The organism is Pseudomonas sp. DTU12.1 (assembly GCF_009873475.1).
GTDB lineage: Bacteria > Pseudomonadota > Gammaproteobacteria > Pseudomonadales > Pseudomonadaceae > Aquipseudomonas > Aquipseudomonas proteolytica.
This window is the reverse complement of record NZ_CP045254.1, coordinates 1,056,263-1,075,281: the sequence shown is the minus strand read 5'-3', so window position 1 is coordinate 1,075,281 and position 19,019 is coordinate 1,056,263. Positions and strand designations below refer to the sequence as shown.

Genomic DNA, 19,019 nt, shown 5'->3' with positions numbered 1-19,019 from the left:
GGGCGCAGATGTTACCCAACCGCATCAACACTGGCAAGCCGAATTCAGGCGCAAACTTCAGTTACCAGTTTTGCCAGCTCTTCGGCATAGCCGCGAACCTGTGTTTCGTCATCGCCTTCGACCATGACACGCACCAAAGGCTCGGTCCCCGACTTGCGCAACAAGACCCGGCCACGGCCCGCCATGGCGACGGTAACACGCTCACAGGCTTCCTTGATGGCCGGGTGCTCGATAGGGTTCTCACCCCCAGAGAAACGCACATTGAGCAGTACCTGAGGACATTTGCGCAATGCTTGACGCGCCTGGGCCAGGCTCTCTTCACGGCGACGCAAGGCCAATAGAACCTGCAACGCAGCGATGATCGCATCACCGGTAGTGGTGTGCTGGAAGCACACTACGTGCCCGGAATTCTCGCCACCCACCACCCAGTTGCGCTCCAGCAGCTCGGCAATCACGTAGCGGTCGCCAACATTGGCGCGCACAAACGGGATCCCCAGATCTGCCAGGGCCAACTCCAGCCCCAGGTTACTCATCAAGGTACCGACGACGCCGCCTTGCAGCTTGTTACGCTCATGCAGGTCACGGGCAATGATGAACAGCAGGTCGTCACCGTCAACGATGGTGCCCGTGTGATCGACCATCAACACGCGGTCGCCGTCGCCATCAAAGGCAATACCCAGGTCCGCGTGCTCAGCCAATACCGCCGCCTGCAACTGCCCCATATGGGTCGAGCCGCAGTTGTCGTTGATGTTCAGGCCGTTGGGCTGAGCCGACAGCACAGTCACCTCGGCCCCCAGCTCCTTGAATACGCTGGGCGCCACCTTGTAGGTCGCACCGTGGGCGCAGTCGATCACCACCTTGAGCCCGGCAAAATTGGTACTGGTGGGCACGCTGCTTTTGCAAAACTCGATATAACGACCCGAAGCGTCGTTGATCCGCGAAACCTTGCCCAGCTTGCTCGATTCGACGACGGTCATCGGCGCATCCAGCAGCTCTTCAATCATGTGCTCGATCTCGTCCGGCAGCTTGGTGCCCTGACCCGAAAAGAACTTGATGCCATTATCATCATGGGGATTGTGCGAAGCGCTGATCACAATCCCGGCTTCAGCGTGAAAGGTACGCGTGAGGTAAGCGATCGCCGGCGTAGGCATCGGCCCCAGCAACATCACGTCAGCCCCGGCAGCAGACAGGCCCGCCTCCAATGCAGATTCGAACATGTAACCAGAGATCCGCGTGTCCTTGCCGACCAGGATGCGACATGCCCCCATGCTGCGGAAAGCCATCCCGGCCGCCCAGCCCAGCTTGAGCATGAAATCCGGAGTGATCGGGAATTCGCCGACCCGACCACGAATACCGTCGGTGCCAAAATATTTCTTTGTCATAAGTGCTCCATCATTCTTATTCGGCTGATTCTACCGCTTCGATCATCCGCACTACGTCAACGGTCTCGGCCACATCGTGCACCCGTAGAATGCGCGCGCCCTTGGCGACGGCCAAGGCCGCCAGGGCCAGTCCGCCGTGCAGGCGCTCGCCCACGGGACGATTCAAGGCCATGCCTATCATGCTCTTGCGCGACACCCCAACCAACAGGGGACGACCAAGGGCATGCAGCGACTGCATATGTTTGAACAGGCTCAAGTTGTGCTGCAGGGTTTTGGCAAAACCAAACCCGGGGTCGAGAATGATCCGCTCAGGTGCAATTCCCACAGCGGCGCATTGGGCAATGCGATCCACCAGGAATTCCGTCACTTCTTCAACAAGGTTGTCGTAGTGCGGAGCGTCCTGCATCGTCCCGGGCTCACCGAGCATATGCATCAGACAGACCGGCAACCCAGTGGCCGCAGCAGCGTCCAGCGCGCCGTCGCGCTGCAATGAGCGCACGTCGTTGATCAACCCCGCTCCGAGCCGCGCGGTTTCGCGCATGACGGCAGGGGTCGAGGTGTCTACTGAAATGATTACATCCAATTCGCGATGGATTCGCTCGACAATCGGCGCTACACGCTCCATCTCCTCCAATGGGGAGACAGCGCGCGCTCCAGGCCGGGTCGATTCGCCACCAACATCAATCAGGGTCGCGCCTGCAGCGACCATCGCTTCTGCATGGCGCAATGCCACATCCAGCTGGCTGAAGCGGCCACCGTCAGAAAAGGAATCAGGGGTTACATTGAGAATGCCCATAACGTGAGTACGGGCCAAATCAAGAACCCGGCTGCCGCAAGGCAACCGGGTAGAGGGCGACGCAGAAGTCATTTCAAGCCTTAAAGGTCGGCAGCCGGACCGCCGATTGGGTTTTCCGGGCGCTCGTTCTGTACTACTGGCGGTGTGCCTGAAGTACCCGAACCACCTTCCCAATCCCGAGGCTCACGAGGCGTACGGCCGGCCATGATGTCGTCAATCTGCTCGGCATCAATGGTCTCGTACTTCATCAGGGCATCAGCCATGGCGTCGAGCTTGTCGCGGTTATCGGTAAGGATCTGCTTGGCCGTGCCGTAGCACTGGTCAATGATGCTGCGCACTTCGGAGTCAATCAGCTTGGCAGTCTCACCAGAGAAGCTGGCACTTTGACCACCGCCGCCACGCCCCAGGAACACCTCACCTTCTTCCTCGGCATACATCAGCGGGCCGAGTTTTTCCGACAGACCCCACTTGGTGACCATATTCCGCGCAATCTGGCTGGCACGCATGATGTCGTTGGACGCGCCGGTGGTAACACCGTCAAAACCCAAGGTCATCTCTTCAGCGATACGGCCGCCGTACAGCGAACAGATCTGGCTGATCAGGGCGCGCTTGGAGAGGCTGTAGCGATCCTCTTCCGGCAGGAACATGGTGACACCCAGTGCGCGACCACGTGGAATGATCGAGACCTTGTAGACCGGGTCATGCTCAGGCACAACACGACCGACAATGGCGTGACCAGCTTCGTGATAAGCGGTGTTCTGCTTCTCTTTTTCGGACATGACCATGGATTTGCGCTCGGCACCCATCATGATCTTGTCTTTGGCCAGCTCGAATTCTTTCATCTCGACGATGCGCTTGCCGGTACGGGCAGCGAACAGCGAGGCCTCGTTCACCAGGTTCGCCAGGTCGGCACCGGAGAAACCAGGAGTACCACGGGCAATCACGCCCGGAGCCACGTCATCGCCCATTGGCACTTTGCGCATATGGACCTTGAGAATCTGCTCGCGGCCACGGATATCTGGCAAGCCCACCACGACCTGACGGTCGAAACGGCCCGGACGCAGCAGCGCAGGGTCAAGTACGTCAGGACGGTTGGTGGCGGCAATCACGATGATGCCATCGTTCATTTCAAAGCCGTCCATCTCCACCAGCAACTGGTTGAGGGTCTGCTCACGCTCGTCGTGACCACCGCCCATACCAGCACCACGATGGCGACCGACAGCGTCGATTTCATCGATGAAGATGATGCACGGCGCGTGCTTCTTGGCCTGCTCGAACATGTCACGCACGCGGCTTGCACCTACGCCGACAAACATCTCGACGAAGTCGGAACCGGAAATGGTGAAGAACGGTACCTTGGCTTCGCCGGCAATCGCCTTGGCAAGCAGGGTCTTACCGGTACCCGGAGGACCGACCATCAGTACACCGCGAGGAATACGGCCGCCCAGGCGCTGGAACTTGCCCGGATCGCGCAGGAACTCGACCAACTCACCGACTTCTTCCTTGGCTTCGTCGCAACCTGCAACGTCAGCCAGGGTAGTTTTCACCTGATCTTCAGAAAGCAGGCGCGCCTTGCTCTTGCCGAAGCTCATCGGCCCGCCCTTGCCCCCCGCGCCGCCTTGCATCTGGCGCATGAAGAACATGAACACGGCGATAATCACCAGGATCGGGAAGCTGGCTACCAGCAACTGGGTCCAGATGCTCTGCTGCTCAGGCTGCTTACCTTCGACGACGACCTTGTTATCCACCAGGTCGCCGATCAGGCCATTGTCCTGGATCGCCGGACGAATGGTCTTGAAGCTATCACCATCGTTGCGCTTGCCAGTGATCACGTAGCCATCAACCGCCACGCGCTCGACCTTGCCATCCTTAACTTGCTGGATGAAGTCGGAATAGTTGAGGGTCTGCGGCTCGTTAGGGCTGGAGAAGTTGTTCATCACCGTCACCAGGACAGCCGCGATGATCAACCACAGGATCAGATTCTTTGCCATATCGTTCAATTAACTACCCTCTGAAGCAAGCTCCGCTACTGGCGCGCGCTTCGCATGATATTCACCGGCCTAACTTACTACATTACCTACAACTCTGGCAGGCGCCGTCTGTAACCCTTTGTGAAACTTTGACTACACAATATTCGTAAAGCTTCATGACGAAAGCGATATAAAAAAACCTATCGCCTACCTCGAATTCCTCAAAAACGCTCTTCGCTCGCAGCGCCCTCGACACCGCGGAAGCCGCGGCACAACAAATACTGCTCCCTGGACCTGTCCCGGGAAGAGTCAGGCTTGCGCGTCTGCACCTTGTCGAACAACTTGCGAATGTTCTTGTGGTACTCGTCAAAACCTTCGCCCTGGAATACCTTCACAAGGAAATCTCCACCTGGACGCAAAACCCGACCCGCCAAATCCAGCGCCAATTCACAAAGGAACATCGCGCGCGGCATATCAACGGCCGGTAATCCACTCATATTGGGGGCCATGTCGGAAATCACAAGGTCTACCTGTGAATTTCCTACCGCCTCAAGGATCTGCGCAAGTACGGCGTCCTCGGTGAAGTCACCGTGAACAAAGGTCACATCCGGGATGCTGTCCATTTCCAGGATGTCGGACGCGATCAGACGCCCCTGCCCACCAATCAGACGACTGGTCACCTGGGACCAACCACCTGGGGCGGCCCCCAGGTCAATAACGCTCATGCCCGGACGGATCAGCTTGTCCTTGTCCTGGATCTCCAGCAGTTTGTAACTGGCCCGTGAACGGTAGCCGTCCTTCTGCGCCTTTTTGACGTAAGGATCGTTGAAATGCTCTTGCAGCCACTTAAGGCTAGTTTTGGAACGGGCCACGGGCCACCTCGAAAATAAAACGGGTCGTGATTAACTGGGCGGTCCCGGACTCGCTCGGGTAAACTGGCCGCCGCTTTTTACAAGATCAGACGCAGGGGTCAGATTATGCCGCTCACTCAAGAGCAGAAGAAACAGTACAAATCCATTGGCCACCATCTGAAACCAGTTCTGATTGTGGCAGACAACGGTTTGACTGAAGGTGTGTTAGCCGAACTTGAACGCGCATTAGGCGATCACGAGCTGATCAAGATCAAGGTCAATATCCTTGATCGCGAAGCACGCCTGGCCGCCATTGCAGAACTGTGCAAGGTGGGCAAAGCGGACCTGGTTCAGGTCATCGGCAAGATGGCGCTGCTGTATCGCAAGAATTTCAGCGCCAACAAGCAACTGTCGAACGTTCATCGCTTCAAATGATTCAAGGGTCACGGGCGTGCTTCGCGCGCCCTGCCGCTCCACCCCGGCGCAGGCTGTACCACCAGCACCAAGCCAGAAAACCCTAGCACAAGATAGCTGAACAGCTGCCAGCGCAACGCTTCCGGCAGCAATATGCGCACCACGCAATACATTGCGCACGCATACAGCGCCATCAACAGCAGTTGCCCACGCATATCCCGCCACAAACTCCCCAAGCCCTCGGCCTTGATCAGCACAAGTGCCTGGAGCGTCACGCACGCGGCTGCAAAACCTACCAGCAACGCACTCAATAATCCGCCGATCTCATCGATCAGCAACGGCGCCAGGCCAATCATGCCCAGCACCGGCAATACACCCAGGTGCAACAGCCACAGGCCGCCAACCCAGAGCATCTGGGCCAACTGCCAAAGCATGGCGCCCGCTCGAAGCGGGCGCCGCCGTTCAGATGTGACGAACTTCGACAATCTCGTACTCGATCACGCCACCAGGCGTCTTGACGGCCACCACATCACCCTCCTCCTTGGCGATCAAGGCACGGGCCAGGGGCGAGCCGACGGAGATCTTGCCGAGTTTGAAGTCAGCTTCATCCTCACCCACGATGTGGTAAGTCACGCGCTCATCCGTCTCGACGTTGGCGATTTCCACAGTGGTACCGAAAATCACTTTGCCGGTGTGCGGAATGCTTGTGACATCAATGATGACCTGATTCTGAATCCGCCCTTCAATATCACGGATCCGCGCCTCGACCATACCCTGCTGCTCGCGGGCAGCGTGGTATTCGGCGTTTTCCTTCAAGTCACCCAGCTCGCGGGCCGTACCGATGTCCTGGCTCAGCTTTGGACGTACGACCTTGGTCAGATGGGCGTGCTCCTCTTCCAGGGCCTTGGCGCCCTGGACAGTCATAGGGTATTTGATCATGCCTTCAATCCTGCGTGTAGATCCTGCAAGCGACGCACGGTCTTTTCCGGACCGAACTTGAGCGCTTCACAGATAGCTTCGCCAGCAGCAATGGTGGTGGTGCAGTAGATCTTGTGCTGCAAGGCGTTTCGACGAATGGAGTAGGAGTCCGCGATCGACTGGCGACCTTCGGTGGTGTTGATGATCAGGGTGACTTCGTCATTCTTGATCATGTCGACCACGTGCGGACGACCTTCCGTTACCTTGTTCACGCGACGCACTTTCAGGCCAGCCGCTTCAATCAACTTGGCAGTCCCGGCAGTCGCGACGACTTCGAAGCCCAAGTTGATCAGATCACGGGCCACGCCTGCAACCAGTGGCTTGTCATCGTCACGCACGCTGATAAACGCAGTACCGCCGGTCGGCAGCACTTCGCTGGCGCCCATCTGGGCCTTGGCGAATGCTTCGCCGAAGGTATCGCCCACGCCCATCACTTCACCGGTGGACTTCATCTCTGGGCCCAGGATCGGGTCCACACCAGGGAATTTGGCGAAAGGGAACACCGCTTCTTTCACACTGTAGAAGTTCGGAATGATTTCCTTGGTGAAGCCGATTTCCTTCAAGGTTTTACCGGCCATCACACGGGCGGCAATCATCGCCAGGGACACGCCGATGCACTTGGAAACAAACGGCACGGTACGCGAAGCACGCGGGTTGACCTCGATGACGTAGATGTCTTCGCCTTGCAGCGCCAACTGTACGTTCATCAGGCCGACCACACCCAGTTCAAGGGCCATTTTCTTGACCTGCTCGCGCATCTCGTCCTGGATGTGCAGCGGCAGCGAGTACGGCGGCAGGGAGCACGCGGAGTCACCGGAGTGAACGCCTGCCTGCTCGATGTGCTGCATGATCGCGCCAATCACCACGTCGGTACCGTCGCAGACCGCATCCACGTCCATCTCGATGGCGCAGTTGAGGAAGTGGTCCAGCAGCACCGGGCTGTCATTGGACACTTTCACCGCGTCACGCAGGTAGCGCTTGAGTTCTTCTTCTTCGTAGACGATTTCCATCGCCCGGCCGCCCAACACGTAGGACGGACGTACCACCAACGGGTAGCCAATCTTGCTGGCTGCACGGATGGCCTCGTCTTCGCTGCGCACGGTCGCGTTTGGCGGCTGGCGCAGGTTCAGGCGCTCGACCATCTGCTGGAAGCGCTCACGATCTTCGGCACGGTCGATGGCGTCAGGGCTGGTACCGATGATCGGTACGCCGGCCGCTTCCAGGGCACGCGCCAGTTTCAGTGGAGTTTGCCCGCCGTACTGGACGATCACGCCTTTTGGCTTCTCGACGCGACAGATTTCCAGCACGTCTTCCAGGGTTACTGGCTCGAAGTACAGGCGATCGGAGGTGTCGTAGTCAGTGGAAACGGTTTCCGGGTTGCAGTTGACCATGATGGTCTCGTACCCGTCTTCGCGCAGGGCGAGGGCGGCGTGGACGCAGCAGTAGTCGAACTCGATGCCCTGGCCAATACGGTTTGGACCGCCGCCCAGGATGATGATCTTGTCGCGGCCCGACGGCGCGGCTTCGCACTCTTCCTCGTAGGTGGAGTACAGGTACGCGGTGTCGGTGGCGAACTCTGCGGCGCACGTGTCAACGCGCTTGTAGACCGGGAAGATATCCAGCTTGTGACGATGGGTGCGCAGGTTCTTCTCGGTCACGCCCAGCAGCTTGGCCAGACGCTGGTCAGAGAAGCCTTTGCGTTTGAGGCGGAACATCAGGTCGCGGTCGATAGAGGACAGACCCAGGGTCTTGACCTTCTCTTCTTCCTTGATCAGATCTTCGATCTGCACCAGGAACCACGGGTCAATCATGTTCATGCCGAAGATATCTTCGACGGTCATGCCAGCGCGGAAAGCATCAGCCACGTACCAGATACGCTCGGCGCCCGGCACGGTCAGCTCGCGCTTGAGCACGCTCATGCTTTCCGGGTTGCTCAGGTCGAGCTTCTCGTCCAGACCGCAAACGCCCACTTCCAGGCCACGCAGGGCTTTCTGCAGCGACTCCTGGAAGGTCCGGCCGATGGCCATGACTTCACCGACCGACTTCATCTGAGTGGTCAGGCGGGCGTCGGCTTTCGGGAATTTCTCGAAAGCGAAGCGTGGCAGCTTAGTGACGACATAGTCGATCGACGGCTCGAAGGACGCCGGCGTAGCACCACCAGTGATCTCGTTTTGCAGCTCGTCCAAGGTATAACCGATCGCCAGCTTGGCAGCGATGCGCGCAATCGGGAAGCCGGTAGCTTTTGATGCCAGCGCCGAAGAACGCGATACACGCGGGTTCATCTCGATTACGACCATACGGCCGGTGTTCGGGCAGATACCGAACTGAACGTTGGAACCGCCGGTTTCAACGCCGATCTCACGCAGTACCGCCAACGAGGCGTTACGCATGATCTGGTATTCCTTGTCCGTCAGGGTCTGTGCCGGAGCCACGGTGATCGAGTCACCGGTGTGCACACCCATTGGGTCGAAGTTTTCGATCGAGCAGACGATGATGCAGTTGTCCTTTTTGTCGCGGACAACTTCCATCTCGTACTCTTTCCAGCCGATCAGGGATTCGTCGATCAGCAGCTCTTTGGTCGGCGACAGGTCCAGACCGCGTGCGCAGATTTCTTCGAATTCTTCACGGTTGTAAGCGATACCACCGCCAGTGCCGCCCATCGTGAAGGACGGACGGATAATGCACGGGAAACCCAGCTTTTCGAGAACCGCGTTGGCCTCTTCCATGCTGTGGGCGATGCCCGAGCGCGGGCAATCAAGACCGATGGACTTCATGGCCTTGTCGAAACGCGAGCGGTCTTCAGCCTTGTCGATGGTGTCGGCATTGGCGCCAATCATCTCTACGCCGAACTTTTCCAGGACGCCTTCGCGCTCCAGGTCCAGGGCGCAGTTCAGTGCAGTCTGGCCGCCCATGGTCGGCAGCAGTGCATCTGGACGCTCTTTCTCGATGATCTTGGCAACGGTCTGCCATTTGATCGGTTCGATGTAGGTGGCGTCGGCCATGTCCGGGTCGGTCATGATGGTGGCCGGGTTGGAGTTCACCAGGATGACGCGGTAACCCTCTTCGCGCAGGGCCTTGCAGGCCTGGGCGCCGGAGTAGTCGAATTCGCAGGCCTGGCCGATAACGATCGGGCCAGCGCCGAGAATCAGGATGCTTTTTATGTCTGTACGTTTTGGCATGGGTTTGTCACTCAAATCCGCAGGTCAGTCGGCAAGCCGTCTTGAACAATCCTTGAAAAGCCTGAGGGGGCCGCCGGTTTCCCGGGCCGCCCTCAGGCCGCTCATTTAGCGTCGCTTGGCCATCTCATTGATGAAACGGTCGAACAGCGGCGCTACGTCGTTCGGGCCCGGGCTCGCTTCAGGGTGGCCCTGGAAGCTGAACGCGCTCTTGTCGGTGCGCTCGATACCCTGCAGGGAACCGTCGAACAGCGACTTGTGAATGGCGCGCACATTGGCCGGCAAGGTGGCTTCATCCACCGCAAAACCGTGGTTCTGGCTGGTGATCATCACTACGCCAGTGTCCAGGTCTTGTACCGGGTGGTTGGCACCGTGATGGCCATGGCCCATTTTCAGGGTCTTGGCGCCGGAGGCCAGGGCCAGCAGTTGGTGACCCAGGCAGATACCGAATACCGGGATCTCGGTGTCTAGCACTTCCTTGATGGCCTTGATCGCGTAGTCGCATGGCTCCGGGTCACCCGGACCGTTGGACAGGAACACACCATCCGGTTGCAGGGCCAGTACGTCGGCGGCCGGGGTTTGCGCCGGCACCACGGTCACGCGGCAACCGCGCTCGACCAGCATGCGCAGGATGTTGTACTTCACGCCGTAGTCGTAAGCGACCACGTGGTAAGGCAACTCGCTAGCCTCGATGGTTGCGTGGCTGTCAGTCTTCAAGTCCCAGACAGTGGAGCGCCACTCGTACTGCTCTTTGGTGCTGACGACTTTCGCCAGATCCATGCCTTTCAGGCCAGGGAAGCCTTGCGCTGCAGCAATCGCTGCGGCTTCGGAAACATCGTCACCGACCATGATGCAGCCATTCTGCGAGCCTTTTTCACGCAGGATGCGTGTCAGGCGGCGCGTATCGATACCGGCGATCGCCACAACGTTGTTGGCTTTCAGGTAATCGGACAGCGACATCGTGTTACGCCAGTTGCTCGCAACCAGTGGCAGGTCACGAATCACCAGACCAGCCGACCAGACACGATCAGACTCGATATCTTCCGGTGTAGTACCGGTGTTGCCGATGTGCGGATAGGTCAGGGTAACGATCTGTTGGGCGTAGGAAGGATCGGTAAGGATTTCCTGATAGCCGGTCATGGCGGTGTTGAACACCACCTCTCCAACGGTCTGACCGTCGGCTCCAATGGCTTCGCCGCGAAAAATGCTGCCATCAGCAAGGGCGAGTATGGCTGGCTTAGTCAAGAAGACCTCCCGTAAATAAAGCCTGAAAGGGCGATCGCAGGTTGTAAAAAAGCGGAGTGACGTATGGACACGTCACCCCGCTTCTTCACTGAATTATTCTGCGCGCTTTTAGTGGACACACTAAAGCTGTAGCTTACAGAAAAAGGCTTTTTTGGTCCACCGCTAAAGAGCCTAAAAGGCAGGAGAATGCGACAGGACGTCGCTTAGCGGGTAAAAACGGGGCCCTAGAGTAATACCCGGGGCCCGTTTTTGCTACTGATTAACGCAGATCCAGCACGTCTTGCATGTCGTAGAGGCCCGCTTCGCGACCCTCCAGCCACAATGCCGCACGCACTGCGCCCTTGGCGAAGGTCATACGGCTGGAGGCTTTATGGGTAATCTCCAGGCGCTCGCCTTCGGCAGCAAACAGCACCGTGTGGTCACCCACCACGTCACCGCCGCGCACCGTAGCAAAGCCAATGGTCTCGCGCTCACGCGCGCCGGTATGACCTTCGCGACCATACACCGCGACTTTCGACAAATCGCGCCCCAAGGCATCGGCAATCACCTCGCCCATGCGCATGGCGGTGCCCGATGGCGCATCCACCTTGTGCCGGTGATGAGCCTCGATGATCTCGATATCCGCATCATCCCCCAGCACCCGTGCGGCCATGTCGAGCAACTTCAGCGACAAGTTGACGCCCACACTGAAGTTGGCGGCAAACACGATAGGGATGTCCTTGCCCGCCGCAACCAGCAACTGCTTCTGCTCGGCATTCAGGCCAGTAGTACCGATAACCATGGCCTTGCCAGCCTTACGGCAGAAGGCCAGGTTTTTCAGCATCACTTCGGGCAGGGTGAAGTCGATCAGCACATCGAACTCATCAACCACCTGCTCCAGGCTACCGGACAACGACACTCCGATCCGCCCCAGCGAAGCCAGCTCACCAGCATCGGCGCCAATCAGCGTACTGCCCGGGCGCACGATCGCCGCAGTCAGCCCCGACAGAGGCGAGCGCTGCTGCACCGCCTCCACCAGGTTCTTGCCCATGCGCCCGGCGGCGCCCATCACTGCTATACGTCGCATATCCACGTCCTTACAGGTCGCCGAAGAAGCGCTTCACGCCTTCGAACCAGCCAGCGGTCTTCGGCGAATGGGAGCCATCACCGTCCAGCGAGCTGCGCAATTCTTCGAGCAACTCACGCTGACGACGATCCAGGTTGACCGGGGTCTCAACGGCCACACGGCACATCAAGTCGCCCGCCCCACCGCCACGCACTGGTGCAACGCCCTTGCCACGGATCCGGAACTGCTTGCCGGTCTGCGTCCCCTCAGGGATCTTCAGCTTGACCCGACCATCGAGGGTCGGAATCTCCAGCTCGCCACCCAGGGCGGCATCGACAAAGCTGATCGGCACCTCACAGAACAGGTGCTTGCCGTCGCGCTGGAAGATCGAGTGCTCGCGCACATTGATCACCACGTACAGATCGCCCGTCGGGCCACCCTGCGCACCCGCCTCGCCTTCACCCGACAAGCGGATACGGTCGCCAGTATCGACACCCGCCGGCACTTTCACCGACAGCGTCTTGTACTCTTCGACACGCCCTTCGCCGTGGCAAGAGTCGCACGGATCGGAAATGATCTTGCCCTGGCCATGGCAACGCGGGCAGGTTTGCTGCACAGAGAAGAAGCCCTGCTGCATGCGCACCTGGCCAATACCGCCACAAGTCGGGCAGGTAATCGGCGAAGAGCCCTTCTTGGCACCTGAACCGTCGCACGGCTTGCAATTGACCAGCGTCGGCACGCGGATGTTGACGCTGGTGCCGCGCACGGCCTCTTCCAGATTCAGCTCCAGGGTGTAGCGCAAGTCGCTGCCGCGCTGGGCACCACCACGCTGACCGCCGCGACCGCCACCGAAGAAGTCGCTGAACACGTCACCGAAGATATCGGAGAAGTTCTGCCCGCCAAAACCGGCACCGCCGCCACCCATGCTCGGATCGACACCCGCGTGGCCGTACTGGTCGTAGGCTGCGCGCTTGTTCGGATCACACAGGCATTCGTAGGCCTCGTTGGCCTCCTTGAACAATTCTTCGGATTCTTTGTTATCCGGATTACGGTCCGGGTGATGCTTCATCGCCAGGCGACGGTAAGCCTTCTTCAGGTCCGCCTCGCTGGAGCCGCGCTCCACACCCAACACTTCGTAATAGTCACGCTTTGCCATAAGTCTTTGCACTCTTAAGGACGTCCGGCAAAACCCTCCTGAGCCTGCCAAACTCGTTGAGCCCCAATACAGGCCCGGACCCAACTCACGTCAAATTCAACGATCCTGGTCTTTACTGCTCTCAGCCGAGACCCAGCTAAAAACGCGGTGATTGTTGATCGCAAAGCAGGAGCATTCCCGATCACACCGCCAACATCCGAACCTTGTCGCATGCTGTAAAAATTCGCGTACCCCAGACACGCCAACGCGGGAGCAAGCTCCCGCGCGGCGACATCCTACCAGTCACCGCTTGATAGCGGTCAACCGGGCGACCAAGTTACTTCTTCTGGTCTTCTTTTACTTCTTCGAACTCGGCATCGACAACATCATCGTGCTTGGCTTCAGGCTCTGCCTGTTGCGCGGCACCGTCAGCTGGCTGGCCTTGCTCGGCGTACATCTTCTGAGCTACTGGCGCGGAGACTTTCGACAGCTCCTCAACCTTGGCTTCGATAGTGGCCTTGTCATCACCTTTAACGGCGGCTTCCAGGGCAACCACTGCGGCTTCGATTGCAGTCTTCTCTTCAGCAGTCACTTTGTCGCCAGCATCAGCGATCATTTTGCGCGTCGAGTGAACCAGTGCATCACCCTGGTTGCGGGCAGCGGCCAGCTCTTCGAACTTGCGATCTTCCTCGGCGTTCTTTTCAGCGTCGTTGATCATCTGCTGAATTTCTTCCTCGGACAGGCCGGAGTTGGCCTTGATCACGATCGACTGAGTCTTGCCAGTGGCCTTGTCCTTGGCGCCTACGTGCAGAATGCCGTTGGCGTCGATGTCGAAGGTCACTTCAATCTGTGGCACGCCACGTGGAGCTGGTGGAATCTCAGCCAGGTCGAACTTGCCCAGGGACTTGTTCTGCGCAGCCTGCTTACGCTCACCTTGCAGCACGTGAATGGTCACCGCGCCCTGGTTGTCATCGGCAGTCGAGAACACTTGCGATTTCTTGGTAGGAATCGTGGTGTTCTTCTCGATCAGCGCAGTCATCACGCCGCCCATGGTTTCGATACCCAGGGTCAGCGGGCTGACGTCCAGCAGCAGCACGTCTTTCACGTCGCCGGCCAATACCGCACCCTGGATGGCAGCACCCATGGCAACTGCTTCGTCCGGGTTGACGTCTTTACGCGCTTCTTTACCGAAGAACTCGGTAACCTTCTGCTGCACCAGCGGCATACGGGTCTGACCACCGACCAGAATCACGTCGTTGATCGAGCCAACATCGATACCCGAGTCTTTCAGGGCGATGCGGCAAGGTTCGATGGTGCGCTGAACCAGGTCTTCAACCAGCGATTCGAGCTTGGCGCGCGAGATCTTCACGTTCAAGTGCTTAGGACCGGTGGCGTCTGCAGTGATGTACGGCAGGTTCACGTCGGTCGAATTGCTCGAAGACAGTTCGATCTTGGCTTTTTCAGCGGCTTCTTTCAGGCGCTGCATCGCCAGCGGGTCACCCTTGAGGTTCATGCCGCTTTCTTTCTTGAATTCGTCGACGAGGTAGTCGATCAGACGAATGTCAAAGTCTTCACCGCCCAGGAATGTGTCACCGTTGGTCGCCAACACTTCGAACTGGTGCTCGCCATCGACTTCAGCGATTTCGATCACGGAAACGTCGAAAGTACCGCCACCCAGGTCATAAACGATCACGGTGTGGTCGCCCTTGGCCTTGTCCATGCCATAGGCCAGAGCAGCCGCGGTTGGCTCGTTGATGATACGTTTTACGTCCAGGCCCGCGATACGGCCGGCGTCTTTGGTCGCCTGGCGCTGGCTGTCGTTGAAGTAGGCCGGAACGGTGATCACCGCTTCGGTCACTGCTTCACCGAGGTAGTCTTCGGCAGTCTTCTTCATCTTTTTCAAGATTTCAGCCGAGATTTGTGGCGGCGACATTTTCTGGCCGTTCACTTCAACCCAGGCGTCACCGTTGTCGGCCTTGGCGATTTTGTACGGCACCATCTTGATGTCTTTCTGTACGACTTCTTCGTCGAACTTACGACCGATCAAACGCTTCACCGCGTACAGGGTGTTATGCGGATTGGTCACAGCCTGACGCTTGGCGGACTGGCCTACCAGGATTTCGCCGTCGTTGGCGTAAGCCACGATGGAAGGGGTAGTACGTGCGCCTTCGGCGTTCTCAATAACCTTGGATACGCCGTTTTCCAGCACGGAGACGCAGGAGTTGGTGGTCCCCAGGTCGATACCGATAATTTTGCCCATGATTCACTCTCCCGAAACTTTGGATTTGGTTGCCGCAGCAGTGGTGGCTAACTGCGGTAGCACTTAAACGCTTGACTTATAAATGGGGTCGTTACGAACGATTTCAAGCCTGCTCGTCAATCGATGGCGAAACCGGTGCGGGAGCCTTGCTCACCACCACCATCGCCGGGCGCAACAGGCGACCATTGAGCTGGTAGCCCTTCTGGAACACCTTCAACACGCTATTGGGCTCAAGGTCAGCATTTTCCTGCATGGCCATGGCCTGGTGATGCTCCGCGTTGAACGGCTCGCCGCCTTGTGGATCGATGGCTTCCATCTGATAACGCTTCAGGGTGTCTTGGAACATCTTCAGGGTCAGCTCGATCCCTTCGCGCATGCCACGGATGTTTTCGTCGTCCGGGCTAGACAGCTCCAGGCCGCGCTCCAGGCTGTCGATGATCGGCAACAGATCACCGGCGAACTTCTCCAGCGCGAACTTGTGGGCTTTTTCTACATCCTGCTCGGCGCGGCGGCGGACGTTCTGCAGATCGGCAGCAACACGCAAAGCCTGATCCTGAGCGCCTGCCAGTTGCTCTTCGAGCACTTGCACGCGAGCCGCCAGGTCTTCACCCGCTGCCTGCGAGGCCTGGTTGGCGTCTGGGTTTTGCGTATCCAGCGTCTGTTCGTCAGCCATAATTTTCTCCTTTCAGAATCCTGCGCGAACTCAACTCGCGCTTCTGTTCCGGTATATGGGGCCACAATTTCCAGGTTCAAGGGCCGACACGCCCCGACTCACACTTTCCCGCACATTCCACATCGCACTAAAAAATCCCGCCATCCAAGCAAATCGAGCTAAACCTCAGGATTGTCAGCGCCAAACAAAACACTGTATAAATAACCAGACCTAAAGCCTGGGAGCAGCCACTATGCTGGTTCACCTGTCCGTACATAACTACGCCATCGTCGAGCACCTGGATCTTGAACTGGATCGCGGGATGAGCGTAATCACAGGCGAAACCGGCGCCGGCAAATCGATCATGCTCGATGCCCTGGGCCTGACCCTGGGCGATCGCGCCGACAGCGGCGTGGTTCGCCCCGGCGCAGACAAGGCCGATATCCTCGCGACTTTTGACCTGGCGGATATTCCGGAAGCCAGCGCCTGGCTTGCCGAGCGCGACCTTGATAGCGACGGCCCGTGCATCCTGCGCCGCGTAATCACCGCCGAAGGCCGCTCACGGGGCTATATCAATGGCACGCCCTGCCCCCTTGGCGACCTGAAAGCCCTGGGCGAATTGCTGATCGATATCCACAGCCAGCACGAACATCAATCCCTGCTCAAAACCGATACCCATCGCCGGCTCCTGGATGAGTACGCCGGTGCCACCGACCTGGCGCGCCAGGTGCAGTTGGCCGCACAACGTTGGCGCCAGACCCGCCAGGAGCTGGAGCGTCTGTCCAACTCCGGCGACGAGCAGCGGGCCCGCCACCAACTCCTAAGCTATCAATTGGAAGAACTGGAAAGCCTGGGCCTGGGCGAAACAGAACTGGAACAACTGGAGCAGGAGCACAAGAACCTGACCAATGCCGAAACCTTGCTGGGCATTTGTCGCCAGGTTGTCGAGCAATGCAGCGAAAGCGATTCCGGCAATGTGCTGAACGCCCTGACGGCAAGCCTTAACCGCCTGTCGAGTGTGAACAGTGGCTCTGGCTCGCTGAATGAAGCCACCACCCTGCTGACCAGTGCGCAGATCCAGGTAGAAGAGGCGGTTGGCGAGCTGAACCGCTTCCTTGACCACTTCGATGCAGATCCGGCACGCCTGCAAGAGATCGAAGAGCGCCTCGACACTATTTATACCCTGGCGCGCAAACATCGGATCCAGCCAACCGAAGTGGCAGCCATGCAGCAAAAACTGCTGGACGAGATCGAAACCCTGAATGCCAACGATGAATCCATCGAGCGCCTGGGCGATGAACTGGCCTCTTTCGCCCGCCACTATCAGGAAAAAGCCCGGGAACTGAGCGACCTGCGCCAGCAAGCGGCAACCGGACTGGCCTGCGCCGTGGAACAGGAAATCCAGCGACTGGGCATGCCCGGTGGGCGCTTCACCATCGAGTTGCATGCCAATAGTGGCAACGAGCTGCAGCCCAACGGCCTGGAACAGGTCGAGCTGCTGGTGAGCGCCAACCCAGGCCAACCCCTCAAGGCCCTGGCGAAGGTAGCGTCTGGTGGTGAACTGTCACGGATCAGCCTGGCGATCCAGGTCATTACCGCCCAGACCTCCCGCGTACCTACACTGGTATTCGACGAAGTGGACGTGGGGATCGGTGGACCGACGGCAGAAATCGTCGGCCAATTGTTGCGTCGCCTCGGCGAACGCGGGCAGGTATTGACCGTTACCCACTTGCCCCAAGTGGCAGCCCAGGGGCATCAGCATCTGTTTGTACATAAGGTCAGGGGCAGCGATGCGACACATACTGCTGTGTCCAAGCTAAACAAGACCGAACGGGTCGAAGAAGTCGCGCGCATGCTCGGCGGCATCGATCTGACCAAGGAGTCCCTGGCCCATGCGAAGAAAATGGTGGTGACAGCGAAGGCCTGAGCCCTATCTCACCCTGGGTTTCCCCCCGATAGAAAACACGAAGGCGACCCTAGGGTCGCCTTCGATCGTTTCGCAGAGTGAATCTGCGTAGCTTTCTTACTTTTTCTTACGTATGTACAGAACCAGATTGTGGTCAACCAAATCGAATCCGTGCTCCTCAGCAATCTTGTGCTGCAGCGCCTCGATCTCGGGGCTGGTGAACTCGATAACCTCATTGGTATCCAGGTCAACCATGTGGTCGTGATGACCACCGTCAGCCAGTTCAAACACTGCATGACCGCCGTCGAAATTATGACGAACCACCAGCCCTGCGGCTTCGAACTGGGTCAGTACACGGTAAACCGTGGCCAGGCCAACGTCCTCGTTAGACTCCATCAGCGCCTTGTAGACATCCTCGGCACTCATGTGGCGTTGCTCGGCGGAATCGAGCATTTGTAGAATCTTGACTCGTGGCAGAGTCACTTTAAGACCGGCTTTGCGTAGTTCGCTATTTTCAACCATGGTTAGCTTTCTCGCGGATGCTGCTTCGCAGCTTCTCTTAATACGGGTATGATCGGCGTTTACGTTGTCCCAGCCAAGATAGTGGAAGTCGCCCACCGATGCAAAACACCAAGCTCTTGCTAACCAGTTTCACCCTTGTGGGACTGCTCGCACTCGCCGGTTGTTCATTCCCCGGGGTTTACAAAATCGACATCCAGCAGGGCAATGTCGTCACGCAGGACATGATAGACCAGTTACGCCCGGGAATGACCCGACGGCAAGTACGGTTTATCATGGGCAATCCCCTGCTGACCGACACATTCCATGCCGATCGCTGGGATTATCTCTATAGCCTGCAACCTGGAGGCGGGGAGCGCCAACAGGAGCGCGTCAGTGTCATCTTTAATGGCAACGATCAGCTCGTCAGCCTTTCCGGTGACTTCATGCCTGGCGTAAGCCGTGATGAAGCCCTGTTGGGCAAGGACAGCGGGACCAGCGTCACTGCGCCAGCGCAGAATGCTGAACAGCCCAAGTCCGAAGTACCGGCCAAGCCAGGCTCCTTGCTTGACCAGATTCAGAAAGATATCGACGGTGTGCAAACCGTTCCGGTGCCAACTCCAGAACCTCTGGACGCCAGCCCGCAATAATTTGCATCGCTCAACAAAAAGCCCGGCATGCCGGGCTTTTTGTTGCCTGCTGTTTCACAGA

At 58.4% G+C, this 19,019-nt stretch carries 16 protein-coding genes; 3 read left to right on the top strand and 13 right to left on the bottom strand.

Translation table 11 applies throughout. The features are described from left to right. Window positions 1-44 precede the first annotated feature (44 nt). The 4 genes from glmM to rlmE form a co-directional block, all read right to left on the bottom strand. On the bottom strand, window positions 45-1,382 hold the full coding sequence (glmM, locus tag GDV60_RS04640; protein ID WP_159906452.1) for a phosphoglucosamine mutase: 1,338 nt from the start codon (window positions 1,380-1,382) through the stop codon (window positions 45-47). A gap of 16 nt (window positions 1,383-1,398) precedes the next feature. Beyond that, window positions 1,399-2,250, bottom strand: a complete 852-nt coding sequence (gene folP, locus GDV60_RS04635) for a dihydropteroate synthase (protein WP_092233364.1) — start codon at window positions 2,248-2,250, stop codon at window positions 1,399-1,401. 8 nt (window positions 2,251-2,258) lie between these two features. Continuing rightward, window positions 2,259-4,169 (bottom strand): ATP-dependent zinc metalloprotease FtsH, encoded by a 1,911-nt coding sequence (gene ftsH, locus GDV60_RS04630; RefSeq protein ID WP_029298988.1) that lies wholly within the window; start codon window positions 4,167-4,169, stop codon window positions 2,259-2,261. A 200-nt stretch (window positions 4,170-4,369) separates the two neighbouring features. Next, complete coding sequence (rlmE, locus tag GDV60_RS04625) at window positions 4,370-5,020, bottom strand: 23S rRNA (uridine(2552)-2'-O)-methyltransferase RlmE (RefSeq protein WP_029298990.1); 651 nt, start codon at window positions 5,018-5,020, stop codon at window positions 4,370-4,372. Between the two features lie 105 nt (window positions 5,021-5,125). On the opposite strand from rlmE, the gene GDV60_RS04620 reads away from it, so the two are divergent. Beyond that, window positions 5,126-5,434: a YhbY family RNA-binding protein gene (locus GDV60_RS04620; protein WP_029298992.1), complete on the top strand. Its 309-nt coding sequence runs from the start codon at window positions 5,126-5,128 to the stop codon at window positions 5,432-5,434. An 8-nt stretch (window positions 5,435-5,442) separates the two neighbouring features. On the opposite strand, the gene GDV60_RS04615 is transcribed toward GDV60_RS04620, so the two are convergent. From GDV60_RS04615 to grpE, 8 genes are all read right to left on the bottom strand, one after another. Continuing rightward, on the bottom strand, window positions 5,443-5,847 hold the full coding sequence (locus GDV60_RS04615; RefSeq protein ID WP_159906451.1) for an MFS transporter: 405 nt from the start codon (window positions 5,845-5,847) through the stop codon (window positions 5,443-5,445). 28 nt (window positions 5,848-5,875) lie between these two features. Further along, entirely contained in the window at window positions 5,876-6,352 is a 477-nt protein-coding gene (gene greA / locus GDV60_RS04610; RefSeq protein WP_008029775.1) for a transcription elongation factor GreA, read from the bottom strand. Beyond that, window positions 6,349-9,570 carry a carbamoyl-phosphate synthase large subunit gene (gene carB / locus GDV60_RS04605; RefSeq protein WP_029298996.1) on the bottom strand — a complete coding sequence of 1,074 codons (3,222 nt, stop codon included), beginning with the start codon at window positions 9,568-9,570 and terminating at the stop codon, window positions 6,349-6,351. Before carB ends, greA begins: the two co-directional genes overlap by 4 nt. Window positions 9,571-9,675: 105 nt before the next feature. After that, on the bottom strand, window positions 9,676-10,812 hold the full coding sequence (gene carA, locus GDV60_RS04600) for a glutamine-hydrolyzing carbamoyl-phosphate synthase small subunit (protein ID WP_029298997.1): 1,137 nt from the start codon (window positions 10,810-10,812) through the stop codon (window positions 9,676-9,678). A gap of 259 nt (window positions 10,813-11,071) precedes the next feature. After that, entirely contained in the window at window positions 11,072-11,878 is an 807-nt protein-coding gene (gene dapB / locus GDV60_RS04595) for a 4-hydroxy-tetrahydrodipicolinate reductase (protein ID WP_029298999.1), read from the bottom strand. Between the two features lie 10 nt (window positions 11,879-11,888). Beyond that, the gene (dnaJ, locus tag GDV60_RS04590; protein ID WP_029299001.1) at window positions 11,889-13,013 is read right to left on the bottom strand and encodes a molecular chaperone DnaJ; all 1,125 of its coding nucleotides are present in this window, start codon (window positions 13,011-13,013) and stop codon (window positions 11,889-11,891) included. Between the two features lie 316 nt (window positions 13,014-13,329). After that, on the bottom strand, window positions 13,330-15,252 hold the full coding sequence (gene dnaK / locus GDV60_RS04585) for a molecular chaperone DnaK (RefSeq protein ID WP_029299003.1): 1,923 nt from the start codon (window positions 15,250-15,252) through the stop codon (window positions 13,330-13,332). A 103-nt stretch (window positions 15,253-15,355) separates the two neighbouring features. Then, on the bottom strand, window positions 15,356-15,925 hold the full coding sequence (gene grpE, locus GDV60_RS04580; RefSeq protein WP_029299004.1) for a nucleotide exchange factor GrpE: 570 nt from the start codon (window positions 15,923-15,925) through the stop codon (window positions 15,356-15,358). Between the two features lie 232 nt (window positions 15,926-16,157). On the opposite strand from grpE, the gene recN reads away from it, so the two are divergent. After that, complete coding sequence (recN, locus tag GDV60_RS04575) at window positions 16,158-17,831, top strand: DNA repair protein RecN (RefSeq protein WP_159906450.1); 1,674 nt, start codon at window positions 16,158-16,160, stop codon at window positions 17,829-17,831. A gap of 96 nt (window positions 17,832-17,927) precedes the next feature. Here the strand turns inward: recN and fur are convergent, their stop codons facing one another. Continuing rightward, window positions 17,928-18,332, bottom strand: coding sequence for a ferric iron uptake transcriptional regulator (fur, locus tag GDV60_RS04570; RefSeq protein WP_003194220.1), 405 nt, complete (start codon window positions 18,330-18,332; stop codon window positions 17,928-17,930). A 98-nt stretch (window positions 18,333-18,430) separates the two neighbouring features. Between fur and GDV60_RS04565 the strand changes: the two genes are divergently transcribed. Further along, window positions 18,431-18,958, top strand: a complete 528-nt coding sequence (locus GDV60_RS04565) for an outer membrane protein assembly factor BamE (RefSeq protein ID WP_029299006.1) — start codon at window positions 18,431-18,433, stop codon at window positions 18,956-18,958. The last annotated feature ends 61 nt before the right edge of the window (window positions 18,959-19,019 follow it).

Excerpts from the sequence above, each read along its gene's own strand:
- GDV60_RS04565 (WP_029299006.1), top strand. The coding sequence starts at position 18,431 with ATGCAAAACACCAAGCTCTTGCTAACCAGTTTCACCCTTGTGGGACTG.
- grpE (WP_029299004.1), bottom strand. The coding sequence starts at position 15,925 with ATGGCTGACGAACAGACGCTGGATACGCAAAACCCAGACGCCAACCAG.
- greA (WP_008029775.1), bottom strand. The coding sequence starts at position 6,352 with ATGATCAAATACCCTATGACTGTCCAGGGCGCCAAGGCCCTGGAAGAG.
- dnaJ (WP_029299001.1), bottom strand. The coding sequence starts at position 13,013 with ATGGCAAAGCGTGACTATTACGAAGTGTTGGGTGTGGAGCGCGGCTCC.
- carB (WP_029298996.1), bottom strand. The coding sequence starts at position 9,570 with ATGCCAAAACGTACAGACATAAAAAGCATCCTGATTCTCGGCGCTGGC.
- dnaK (WP_029299003.1), bottom strand. The coding sequence starts at position 15,252 with ATGGGCAAAATTATCGGTATCGACCTGGGGACCACCAACTCCTGCGTC.
- GDV60_RS04620 (WP_029298992.1), top strand. The coding sequence starts at position 5,126 with ATGCCGCTCACTCAAGAGCAGAAGAAACAGTACAAATCCATTGGCCAC.
- glmM (WP_159906452.1), bottom strand. The coding sequence starts at position 1,382 with ATGACAAAGAAATATTTTGGCACCGACGGTATTCGTGGTCGGGTCGGC.
- ftsH (WP_029298988.1), bottom strand. The coding sequence starts at position 4,169 with ATGGCAAAGAATCTGATCCTGTGGTTGATCATCGCGGCTGTCCTGGTG.
- GDV60_RS04615 (WP_159906451.1), bottom strand. The coding sequence starts at position 5,847 with ATGCTTTGGCAGTTGGCCCAGATGCTCTGGGTTGGCGGCCTGTGGCTG.
- fur (WP_003194220.1), bottom strand. The coding sequence starts at position 18,332 with ATGGTTGAAAATAGCGAACTACGCAAAGCCGGTCTTAAAGTGACTCTG.
- folP (WP_092233364.1), bottom strand. The coding sequence starts at position 2,250 with ATGACTTCTGCGTCGCCCTCTACCCGGTTGCCTTGCGGCAGCCGGGTT.
- recN (WP_159906450.1), top strand. The coding sequence starts at position 16,158 with ATGCTGGTTCACCTGTCCGTACATAACTACGCCATCGTCGAGCACCTG.
- dapB (WP_029298999.1), bottom strand. The coding sequence starts at position 11,878 with ATGCGACGTATAGCAGTGATGGGCGCCGCCGGGCGCATGGGCAAGAAC.